This window comes from Synechococcus sp. R8-2, from assembly GCF_047461715.1.
Classification (GTDB): Bacteria; Cyanobacteriota; Cyanobacteriia; order Thermostichales; family Thermostichaceae; genus Thermostichus.
Window position 1 is genome coordinate 1 of sequence record NZ_JANSHQ010000385.1, and the last position, 11,145, is coordinate 11,145.

An 11,145-nucleotide genomic window follows, 5' to 3' on the forward strand; every position below is an offset into this window, starting at 1 on the left:
CGCGCCCTACCGCTATGGTCATAGGACGTCTCTCCAGAACAATGACGACGAATAAAGTGCAATACAGCAGCGCCCACAACAGTTCTGAGCAGCACTGTCCTTCCATCTTACGAAAAATCAATAAGTTGCAACATAACCTCAAGATGAGGCGCTGCATCAGCTCATCCGGCGCAGGGATCCCTTGTGTTTTAGGATGGGAAGGGTTTTGGCTGAGGGCAACTGAGCCGGGATCCGTTCACGGCGGCGGAGCGGAGCCCACAACACCAGGGAGGGCAGCGTGGTTCAAGCCAGGATTTTGTTCGCAGCGGCAGAGGCAGCACCTCTGGCCAAGGTGGGGGGCATGGCGGATGTGGTGGGATCCCTGCCTGTCGTTTTGCGCAAGCTGGGTCAGGATGTCCGCATCATCATGCCTCTGTATGGCTTTCTCTGGGACAAGTTCGGCCAGGAACCGGGGCAATACCCCCGCTCGAAAGATCCCATCTGGTCTAAACAGGTCATGGGTCAGGTGGCCGATATTTACGAAAGCGTTTTGCCCGGCACCGATGTGCCCCTCTACTTGGTCAGCCACTACTGCTTTGCTCCCCACCGCATCTACTACGGCGAGGACGAGTTCTGGCGCTTCACCTTTTTTGCCAACGCCGTAGCCGAATTTGCCTGGACTTACTACCCCTGGAAACCCAACATCATCCACTGCCACGATTGGCACACCGGCATGATCCCGGCCTGGATGCACCAAGCTCCCGATATTGGCACGGTGTTCACCATCCACAACCTGGCCTACCAAGGGCCCTGGCGCTGGCAACTGGAGCGCATGACCTGGCTGCCCTGGTATTTTTCTGCCCACAACACCATGGCTGCCGGGATCCTCTACGCCGACCAAGTGAATACCGTCTCGCCCACCTACGCGATGGAGATTCGCACCCCTCTGCATGGGGAAGGACTGCAGGACTTGTTGGCCTGGAAAGGGGAACGGCTGCGCGGAATTTTGAATGGGATCGACATCGATAGGTTTGATCCCCGCACCGACCCAGACCTAGAGGCCAATTTCAGCATCGATGATCTCAGCGGGCGGGCGACCAACAAAGCCACGCTACAGGCCAAGTTGGGCTTGACCGTTAACCCAGATACCTTTCTGATGGGCATGGTGGCCCGTTTGGTGGAGCAAAAAGGGATCGACTTGCTCATCCAAGCCTTGGATCGCTTTTTGGCCTACAGCGACGCGCAATTTGTTTTGCTGGGAGGCAGCGGCGAAGCCTACTACGAAGGGCGGATCCGGGAGATGGCCGAGCGGCACCCGGGCAAAATGGCCTACCAAAAAGGCTACCAACCCAAGCTGGCCCAGTTGATCTACGGGGGGGCAGATGCGTTTTTGATGCCCAGCCGCTTTGAGCCCTGCGGCATCAGCCAGATGATCGCCATGCGCTATGGGTGTGTGCCCATTGTCCGCCGCACGGGGGGGCTGGTGGATACCGTCAGCCACCACATCCCCAGCAAGGGGATCGGCACCGGCTACTGCTTTGACCGCTACGAAGCCCTGGACTTCTACACCTGTCTGGCGCGGGCTTGGGAAGCCTTCCAGCACAAAGAAACTTGGCAAGCGCTGCAGAAGCGGGGCATGGCCAGCGATTTCAGTTGGCACCGCTCGGCGCTGGAATACCTGCGCATGTATGAGCTGATTCTCAACCTACCGCTGCTGCCGGAAAAGCCTCCAGAGCCACCCAACTCGCCCAGCTCCTCTCCGCCCAAGCTCAAGAAGCCCATCTCCTCCCAGCCTCGCTCCAAAGGGATCCCTGAGCTGCAGCAAAGGCACGAGGAGTAGGGTAGAGTGGAACGGGTCAAAAAAGGTTTTGGGGGTTACCCGCACATGATTGGACGACGTCCTACTGTTGCTTCCCAAGGCTGTCGCCAGGACGCCATCGCACAGGGGCTCAGCCTTCTGCGCCGTTCTTGGGCGCGGTTGGTTTTCGGCGTACTGCTCGGCCTTGTCCTGGGCATGGGCTCCACCTTCTGGGCCACTGCTCAGCAGCTCCCCACCGGGCAACAGCTTATTCCCAATCCGCAGCAGTTTCGCGCCCTAGAGCAGCCCAGCAGCGCCCTCAGCGCATTGCGAGCCGAACAACTGGCCGCCGAAGCCAATGCCGCCATCCAAGCGCAAAACTACGACCAGGCTGTCGAGCTGCTGCAGCAGGTGTTCAACGCCTACAACCAGCGCTCCAACTACCACCAAGATCTCTCCCGCGCCTTCGCCGGGATCCAAAACCGCATCTCCGAAGAACAGCGGGAGCTGGCCCGTGTTGCCGCCCAAGCCCGGGATCAAGCCGCCTACGATTTGGCCGTGGTCTATCGCGCCGCCGGGCGACCGGAAGAGGCCGTGGGCTGGCTGATCCAGGTCATCAACAGCCAGAGCCCAACCCGCGAGCTGGGCACCCAAGCCTACCAGCAGCTCTTGGAAATCGGCTTCGTCAGCACTCCCTTCCCCAGCTAGAGCTGCTCTTCCAGATGGCGATAGAAGGCGAGGGCCGTTTGCCCATAGGTTCGTTGGTCAAAGCGCAGCAGGGATCCCACCTGGTCTGGTAGCTTCTGGCCGCTGCGATGCTCGACGATCAAGGTTCCGCCTGGCTTGAGCAAGGGCGGGATCAGGGGCAGGAGCGGGGCGTACAGACCGGCCTCGTAGGGAGGAGCAAAGTACACGTAATCAAATGGCTCCAAGTTCAGGCCGCGGCTGAGCAGCTTGCGGGCATCTCCCTGAATGACCTGGAAAGATTGCCCCGGCTGCGCCACCTTGGCCCAGTTGGCTCGGATGATGCGGCAGGCAGGGGCGGCAATCTCGATCCCGGCCACAAAAGCGGCCCCCTGACACAGAGCTTCTGCTCCCACCGTACCGGCCCCACAGCACAGATCCAGCCAGCGACAGCCTTCCACCTGCCCTTGCAAGATGTTGAACAAGGCCTGCCTCACCCGGCCAGGTGTGGGTCGAGTGCCCAAGCCAGCGGGAGTTTGCAGCGCTCGTTTGCCGCTGATGCGCAGGCTCATGGGATCCCTTCAGGGGCTAGGCGTGGCCGGCAACTGGCCGGTCAACCCACTGCGTTGGGCAGCGCGATCCCGCTCCATCTGGATTTGCTCCACCAAAGGTTGGGGCAGTTGGGCGGAAGCTTGCAGGGCTTGATCGAAAAGGGGGACGGCCTCTCGGTCTTGCCCTTTGGAAACCAGAATTTGCGCCTTGAGGTAATAGAGCTCCGGGTTGTTGCAGGAAGCAGCAATGGCCCGATCCACCGCCTCCAATGCCTCGTCAAAGCGCTGCATATCCCGGTAGGCCAGAGCTTGGCCGCGGTAGGACAGATAGTCAGGCGCTGCCATCCGAAACTGATTTAGAGCCTTCTCCCGGTAGGTCAGCAGCAAATCCATGTAGCCGTTGAGCAGATTCAGCTCCGGATCGCTGCTGTCCACTGCCTGGGCGGCCCGGATGGAGGCAAACAATTGATTGAGGGTGGGCAGAGCCTTGGGCAAACCGATGACCACCCCATCTCGCACCACTATGTTGGCTGCCTCCAGCCCGTAGCCCACACCCTCGTAAAGGTTGCCACGCAGGGGATCCGTCTTTTTCAACTCGGCGGCCACCTGTCGGGTTTGGGTAGCCAACCGGGCAAATGCTTCCAGGTCTCCCTCCTGATAAGCCAGCGCTGCCAACAGGGCATAGACCATCGGCTCTTCGGGAGAGGCTTTCTTGGCCATTTCCAGCTTTTCCCGGCTCTGGCTGTAGCGGCCTGCACAGAAGAACTCTTCAAAAGCTGCCGCCACCTCCGGCCTGATGGGGCGGGCATTGTCCCCGCTGCGGAAGGGATCCTGCGCCCAAACGGGCAGAGCGGATCCCCACACCCAACAAATCACCCCCAGCAGTTTGCCCAGCCTGCTCATTTTGCCGATACTCATCCCCAGTGCCTCAACTCCCACCCCCATCTAACCCTCTCTTCAGCGCAGCAGTTGGGCAATCGAAGCAATAGCGGCATCTTGAACCAACTCATTGGGCTCATAGGCCAGAAGATCGTGCAAGGGACCCAAGGCGCGCGGATCCCCAATTTGGCCGAGGGCACGGGCCGCCGCCTCCCGCACCACCGGCTCATCGTCCGCAAGCTTGGTCAGCAAAGCCGGCACCGCCTCCACCACCCGCATTTGCCCCAACCGGTAAATGGTTTGCAGTTGAGCCTCAAGAGGGGTTGCTGGGAGAGCAGAGCTGTACACAGAAATACCCGCAGAACCGTCGGAGGAGTAGCCGCCATAGGCCATCGAGATGGCCGAGAGAGCCTGCAACGCCTCTAGGGCACGAGATCGCTCTGCCCCGCTCATCTGGGGCAATTGAGCCACCAGATCATCAAAAGCTTGCTGCACAGGATCGACAGCCGCAACCTGTTGGGCAATGCGAGTTAATTGGCGATCCGCCTGCACCTGCTGCCAAGACTGGAACGCTGCCAGACCTGCCACTATCAAAGCCGCATCGGCCAGAATGGCCAGCAGCGCCATTCCTCCCCAAATCTTGCTGCGACGGCTGAGCCTTCGCATTTGCTTATCCACATAGACAAAGGCTTGGTGCTGCCGTTCCCAAAAGTCGGGGGCCACCTGCAGAGTTTGAGCGCTCAGATCGGGAGACAGAAGGTTTTCCTCGCGGGCTACCTCTAGGCTCTGTAGCCTTTGATTCAAGCGAGAAAATTGTTTCGTCCAGAGCCAAGTAAACATCAGGTCACGTCCTCTCTGCAAACCTGCCATCGAGAACCAAGTCTTGCTGACACAACATTGTGCAGGACATTGTGCGGGAACATTATGCGGGCTGTGCTGGCGTTCAGTGTCAGGCAAGGTTGGCCCACTTTCCCCTGGGATCCCAGAGGGGGAGCTTATGCGACAGGATAACAAAAGCGTCAGCTCCCCACCACCGGTCTTTACCCCAGAATCGCAGGATACCTCTCATCATGGAGAGGCCGACGAAGGATACAGAGAGGTTGGCTGCACTTGCGACCGAGAGAACCCGAAGGCCACTGCGTCGAGCTTCTCGACACCCGACTGACCGTTTGAGCCATTCTGCCGCTGCCTGAGGAGATGCCATGACCACTGCCCTCGCCCCCCGTAAAACCCACACTTCAGAGGAATACTTTGCCCTGGAAGCTGAATCAGAGGCCACAGGCGGGATCCGCCGTGAATTTCGCAATGGGGAAATTATTGAGATAACTGGCGGCACACCCATTCATAGCCAACTGATTACCAGTGTCAATGCCCTACTTTGGCTTAAGCTAAGAGGCAAGGGTTTTTCCGTTTTTTCTAGTGATCTCAGACTTTACATACCTGCCTTCGAACAATATGTCTATCCCGATGGTATGGTGATCCAAAACCCAGTTCAGCTTAAAGAAGGGCGCAAGGATACTGTCACTAACCCTATCTTAATTGTGGAAGTGCTCTCGCCTGCCACCGAAAGCTACGATAGAGGAGCGAAGTTTGCTGCCTATCGCTCTCTCCCAACTTTACAGGAGTATCTGCTAATTGACCAAGCTCGAATCAGTGTAGAACACTACCGCCGCCAGGGAAATGTCGAGTGGATCTTCAGGGACTACTATGCCCTGGATGATGTTGTTACGCTGCCATCTGTCAACATCACTTTTTCCCTGGCAGACATTTACGGTGATATTGAATTAGAGCAAGATTCAAATGCAACACGCTCCTGACAAGAACCTACTCCCCCACTTGAAACGTAGATGAGGCAAGTTGGGAATGCCTGAAGTGATTCTGCTAGATATCTACATCCGGCTCTGGCTAGGGTTACACGGCTATGCCATAAAAGACTATTAAAGGATGAGATGGGCGACAATGTTTGCAGAAGTATCTAGGGCGTTTTAACTCATTCAAGGGAGGAAAAACTATGACTGCTACCTATGCTGTGTCTTCTAAGCCAATGACTTTTGCTGAGTTTCTGGAGTGGAAACCTAACAGACGATACGAACTACACAACGGAGTTGCGGTTGAGATGCAACCCACAGGGAAACATGATGAAATCAGTGGTTTTCTTGCCATCGAATTGGCATTAGAAATCCGCAGGTGCAACCTCAACTATTTTCTAGGTCGGGACACCTTGATCAAGGCGCCGGAAGGCGATACTGCCTACGCTCCTGATGGGGTGGTGATTGACCGTACCGCCTTGGCCAGAGAACCCCTGTGGCAGAAATCCTCGACGCTCATCCACGGAACCTCTATTCCTCTTGTCATTGAAATTACCAGCAACAACTGGCGAGATGACTACTGGCATAAGCTGAGTGACTACGAGACGTTAGGTATTGCCGAATACTGGATCGTTGACTACCAAGCGTTGGGGGGTCGTCGGTACATTGGCGAGCCGAAGGTTCCCACAATCTCGGTTTTCCAACTGGTCAATGAGGAATATCAGGCGCAATTATTTCGGGGCAATGACCGGATTCGCTCTAAAGTTTTCCCTGAATTAAACCTCACGGCTGAGCAGATTTTTCGGGCTGGAGCCTAGCATGGTCAAGGCACTTCCGCCCGTATTAACTCGTGGTCAGAGGCAACTTTTTCCAGCCCATTGGCAGAAGCATATCGAATTGGCTGATATATGGCTACCACCCTTCTGAAAGACGTTCCACAATATCCCGACGGGACAACACCTTTTCGCAGGTCTCCCATCTTGGGCCTTTGGGTTCAACTGTGCTTGCGTAGCGCAGCTCAAAAGCGTTGGCCTGTTTCTTGCGCTCTGTAAACTCCTGCAATTTGGCCTCCAGAGTTTCGATATTCTCAATCCACTCATCTTCGATAGTATCGGGCAAAGAACCGAACAAGTCGTAGCGATCTTTCATCCGCTGAGAAAGCACCTCGTATACCTTTTCGTCGTGGGTACCGTGGTACACCAGGTTGAGCATGTCCACACGGTCGCGGGTCTGACCAAAGCGCTTGATCCGCCCGATGCGCTGCTCTAGGCGGGAAGGATTCCAAGGGAGATCAATGTTGATCAGCGTGCCCAAAGTTTGGAGATTCAGACCTTCACAAGCAGCATCGGTGGCCACCACCAGCCGAATGGTACGCTCTCGCACGGCTCTCTTGATATCTTCCCGCTCTGCGCTCCGCCATTCTCCGGCAAAAAACAAACCCGACTTGTGGGCGCCTGCATAGAGAGCCACACTTTCTTGAGGCAGACGTTGGCTCAGGTTGTTGGCCACCCAATGGGCGGTATCAAAATACTGGCTGAAAATGATGCATCCCAAGTCCAGCCAGTGTCGTTCCTGTAGGAAATAGAGGACGGCATCGAGTTTGGGATCCGTGCTCTTTTGGCTCAAGACGCTAACAATGCGCTCCAAATGGGCATATTCTGCCTCTAAAATCTCTGGAAGGTTATCTAACAGCCAATCTTCTTCTCCGTCCTCCTCAAAAAAACGCCGCTTTTCCAGTAGTTTCTGAGCCGTAGATAGGCCGCTGGCAATACTGGAGCAGATCCGGCTTTGCATGATGCTTTTCATAAACCCAGCGGATTGGGTACGCTGTCTTAAAGCCCTAGCAAAATCTTGGGCAGCTTCATAGGCCACATCAAATTCGGGAGAAGTGAGCAAACCCAGCCCACAGAACATGGGCAATTTCTCTCCCTCGCTCGGCCAAATATCGACGGCAATCCGCTCAAGCAAGCCCAATTCTTCCAAGGTAGAGCGTTTTCGCAATACGGTATGGCGCAGAATTGGGTTGTGTCGCTGGAAAAAAGTCAGCCCCTGTTGGCGCTCTTCCAGGGCATCTCGCAGTTCTTGGCGGGTGAAGTCCTCCAATTCCGTCAGGGGCTTATCTGTGAAGTGTTGACCTTTGAAGAGCTTCAGATCGCTGCGGATGTGGTCAAACAAGGGATCCTCAACAGATGGCGGCAGAGGATTGCGGAGCAAATTCCAGGCAAAATGCTCGTCGGTCACTGCTTGTTGTCCTGTCAAGATGGGCAGGATCCTTTGCGTCTGCTGCCACAACTGCTGATGCCGTCGTCCCAACACATGCTCGGCACCGCTGTTGAGCACTCCCAGCAGATCCCACAGCTCCTCAACATGGGTTTGGATGGGGGTGGCTGTGCCCAAAAGGACGTGCTTGGACTGGGTGGCCGCCTTGCCCATAAAGTCCAAGAGATTGTTGGGTTTGGGATCCCTTACCGTGACACCACGGGTACAGCGGGCGCGGTGGGCCTCATCCAGGACAATCGTGCCAAAGCGTCGTTCCAAAAGGCATTGGGCTTCGGGGGCATTGTGAAAGATGAGACCCGTAGAAACAATACCAATTTGATAGGGGCAACGGCCAATACCTTCAGCACCCTTGGTTTTGATGATGTGCCCATTGGCATCTTGCCATACCTTGCGGTTGGAGAGCCACACAGCAGAGGGAATGCCCAGTTTATCTTTGAGTTCCACTTGCCACTGCTGGCAGAGGGTAGCCGGACAAAGAATTAAGGCTGGCCCATCTTCCAAAAGGCACGCCACCATCGCCGCAACCGCCAAAGACAAGGTTTTACCCAGCCCCACTTCATCTGCCAGAATGAGTCGCACTGCACCATACAGCTCTCGGTGTTCCAGGAACATTTCCACAAACGACTGCTGCCATGGTTTGAGAACCTCACCCCGGCGATAGAGAGGGGCTTCCACCAATGCGGCTCCAGGAACATCGACAGGTTGCAAGTCTTGAAGAAATACCTCTACCTTGCGAGATAATCGCCCCACCTCTTCCACAATCGCTTCTGGCAGAGGAACACTCCGTTCCCACAGGTACTGAAACTCCGCTTCGACCCAAGCAACCCCTTCTGGCGACTGGTCTTCCCAGACAATTTCGTAATGCTCTTGCCATCCCTGCCGCGTTTCGTTGAGGCTGCCGATAAAAGCAGATTTGGTGCCATCTCTTGCCTCAATAACACCTGCTTTGCCGTGGAGAAAGGGGGCATCTGCGGCTGACACCACTCGCACTTCCACTTTGCCGCTTTTGAGGATTTCGTAAAGTTGACGGTAGCGGGGGCGCTGTAATAGGCTGGTGATCAATTCTCCTTTCTCTTCGTTCCATTTTTCTTTGAGCGCCATTTCTCTGGCCTGGCGGGAAGCTTTGCCGATGGCAATATCCCAGGGATCCAAGTCGCTGTTACAGACGATCTGCACCTGCTCGATGTGTGTAATCTCTTCAGTCACCAATTCAAAAATAGAAGAGCGAAAGTACCCAGCAATGCGCTTGTAGGTGCGTGCCTTTGCCAGGCGATCTTTGAGAAAGACATGGCTGAGCCGCTGCTGGCGGGAACTGAAACGGCGTAGGAAAGAAGTGCTGGACATGGCGGGCTGGGGTAAAATTGTAACAATACTCTAGCCTTAAAATGAGCAGCCGAAGGCGCAAGCAGCGTCTTTGCAGAATAAGCTGATCAGCGCAAGGTAGCCATGTCAACCGTACAAGAGTCTGCAGGCTTTCAGGGCAGAGAGAAGCGCAGCATAGGAATATCCGAAGCACAAGCGCGGCTTATTCAAGAGAAAATTCAATCCGTCTTTGGCTCGGATCTGTGGGCTATTGTTGTCTATGGATCCCGCGCCAATAATTCATGGGTTCACGGCTCTGACCTCGATTTATTAGTAATTGCAGAGAATATACCCGATTGCAGAAGCAGAGATGACTTACTGCTTCCTACCTGCAGGGATCTAGAAAAACTTCTTGGCTTGGAGATAAACTTTATCTTGCTAAAGCCCACAGAGCTATGCAGGCCAGCCAGCTTGACTTATGAAGTGGCTACCAACCACCACATCATCTATGAAAAGCAGAACTGCATCACGCAGATCAGGGATATAGTCAATCAACTCATCTGTGACAGTTTAATTACGTATAAAGTATGCCGGGGGATCCCCTATTGGGTGAATAACGATGAGAAAGAAATTAGCAAGAGACTACTATCAAAGGGCTAATTATCGCATCCAAGCGTTGTCATTCTTCTATGAGGTTGGCGATTACGCTGATGTAGTTCGGATGTGCCAAGAAATCATTGAGTTATTCATCAAAGCTTGCCTAATCATTAAGGGAATAAACTACGGCAAAACCCATGACCCTGGTGGCCAAGTAGCAGAAAATAGAGAACGGTTCCCAGAGCTTTCTGACGAGGAAATAGCCTTGCTGGAAAACATATCATTTGAGATGCGCAAAGATAGGGAGTTGGCTTTTTATGGAGCTGTAGATATTGTCCCCTTGGAATACTACAAACAAAAAAATGCGGACAAGGCTATAGCTTATGTTAACCAAATAAAGTCGATTGTTGAGAAATACTTTAACTCAGATGCTGAGCTTGAAGGAAGCCCTGACAATACAACTTGTGAGTGAGTTAATCCTATAACTTCTTCTTCAACCCAAGCGTTCATTTCTGATAAGGGCGAGCAAGATCCCGGCGGCTGAGGACTCTTCTGGATAGCGGTGTTCTCGCTTGCGGGCAATGTATTGACAAAAAGCCACCAAATCATCCCGGCGCGTGTGGTAGCTGGGCACCAAAGACCGCAGGTGTTCCATCACCTCATCGCTATCCGCCTCTTTCTGCAGTTCGTAGAGAGCAAACAAAACGGCTCGCAGTGCTGAGCGGCCAAATTCGCCCTCAAAGCTGCTCTTCTTGAAGTCTAGAGCATTTTTGAGTCGGGCATTGTTGGGCTGCTGAGAGGCCATCAATTCGCCATAGTCGCCAACTCGAAATGCCTTGGCAAAGTTCTGGTAGTTGTCCAGCTTCTTCAGCCCTACCGCTTCCAGTTCCATCATTTTCAGATAAAAGCGCTCTGCACCACAGCACCCCTCCCACACCCCCTGCGCGATGCCTTCAGGTACAAGATGCTCATTGGCAACCTGCACGGCATAATCAATAATTTCCCGAACGATATCTCTTTCGCCTTTGGGTCGGGGGCGCAGGGCTGCTGCCACCATATCCTGTCCATCAATGCGCCGGTAGCCCGTCAATACCCGCAACGCTGCCGCATAACCTGCCATTTGCAAATCGGCATCTTCAAACAGGTTTTCGGTGCGCCCCTTGCCTTGGGTGCTTTGATTTAGCCCCACCATAGTTTCAATTTGACGGGCGACTTCTTGCCGCACCTCTTCCACCAGCTCATCCCGATAGGCAGAAGTATCTTGCAA

10 protein-coding genes and 1 pseudogene are annotated in these 11,145 nt (G+C 54.6%); 6 read left to right on the forward strand and 5 right to left on the reverse strand.

From position 1 onward, the window contains the following. The first annotated feature begins 277 nt into the window (after positions 1-277). Both glgA and NW819_RS09525 read left to right on the forward strand, forming a co-directional pair. Complete coding sequence (glgA, locus tag NW819_RS09520) at positions 278-1,819, forward strand: glycogen synthase GlgA (RefSeq protein WP_414413590.1); 1,542 nt, start codon at positions 278-280, stop codon at positions 1,817-1,819. A 45-nt stretch (positions 1,820-1,864) separates the two neighbouring features. Beyond that, complete coding sequence (locus NW819_RS09525; protein ID WP_414342348.1) at positions 1,865-2,485, forward strand: hypothetical protein; 621 nt, start codon at positions 1,865-1,867, stop codon at positions 2,483-2,485. Here NW819_RS09525 and rsmD read toward each other — a convergent pair. Genes rsmD through NW819_RS09540 form a run of 3 tightly spaced genes read right to left on the reverse strand, consistent with a single transcriptional unit; the run spans position 2,482 to position 4,731 of the window. Beyond that, positions 2,482-3,033: a 16S rRNA (guanine(966)-N(2))-methyltransferase RsmD gene (gene rsmD / locus NW819_RS09530; RefSeq protein ID WP_414330030.1), complete on the reverse strand. Its 552-nt coding sequence runs from the start codon at positions 3,031-3,033 to the stop codon at positions 2,482-2,484. The two genes, NW819_RS09525 and rsmD, sit on opposite strands and share 4 nt — an antisense overlap. A 9-nt stretch (positions 3,034-3,042) precedes the next feature. After that, positions 3,043-3,930 (reverse strand): Sll0314/Alr1548 family TPR repeat-containing protein, encoded by an 888-nt coding sequence (locus tag NW819_RS09535; RefSeq protein ID WP_414413591.1) that lies wholly within the window; start codon positions 3,928-3,930, stop codon positions 3,043-3,045. Between the two features lie 39 nt (positions 3,931-3,969). Beyond that, positions 3,970-4,731, reverse strand: a complete 762-nt coding sequence (locus NW819_RS09540; protein WP_414413592.1) for a HEAT repeat domain-containing protein — start codon at positions 4,729-4,731, stop codon at positions 3,970-3,972. A 362-nt stretch (positions 4,732-5,093) separates the two neighbouring features. Here NW819_RS09540 and NW819_RS09545 point away from each other — a divergent pair, with 362 nt between their 5' ends. Together NW819_RS09545 and NW819_RS09550 are read left to right on the forward strand one after the other, a co-directional pair. Next, positions 5,094-5,708 carry a Uma2 family endonuclease gene (locus NW819_RS09545; protein ID WP_414413593.1) on the forward strand — a complete coding sequence of 205 codons (615 nt, stop codon included), beginning with the start codon at positions 5,094-5,096 and terminating at the stop codon, positions 5,706-5,708. A 194-nt stretch (positions 5,709-5,902) separates the two neighbouring features. After that, a complete protein-coding gene (locus NW819_RS09550; RefSeq protein ID WP_414357405.1) occupies positions 5,903-6,517 on the forward strand; it encodes a Uma2 family endonuclease in 615 nt (204 codons plus the stop codon). 94 nt (positions 6,518-6,611) lie between these two features. Here the strand turns inward: NW819_RS09550 and NW819_RS09555 are convergent, their stop codons facing one another. Further along, positions 6,612-9,323 (reverse strand): phospholipase D-like domain-containing anti-phage protein, encoded by a 2,712-nt coding sequence (locus tag NW819_RS09555; protein WP_414413594.1) that lies wholly within the window; start codon positions 9,321-9,323, stop codon positions 6,612-6,614. Positions 9,324-9,425: 102 nt separating this feature from the next. On the opposite strand from NW819_RS09555, the gene NW819_RS09560 reads away from it, so the two are divergent. After that, entirely contained in the window at positions 9,426-9,941 is a 516-nt protein-coding gene (locus tag NW819_RS09560; protein ID WP_414357407.1) for a nucleotidyltransferase domain-containing protein, read from the forward strand. Further along, entirely contained in the window at positions 9,901-10,350 is a 450-nt protein-coding gene (locus tag NW819_RS09565) for a HEPN domain-containing protein (protein WP_414398902.1), read from the forward strand. Before NW819_RS09560 ends, NW819_RS09565 begins: the two co-directional genes overlap by 41 nt. 21 nt (positions 10,351-10,371) lie before the next feature. Here the strand turns inward: NW819_RS09565 and NW819_RS09570 are convergent. Beyond that, a pseudogene (locus tag NW819_RS09570) lies at positions 10,372-11,145 on the reverse strand (DNA methylase); the annotation flags it as partial.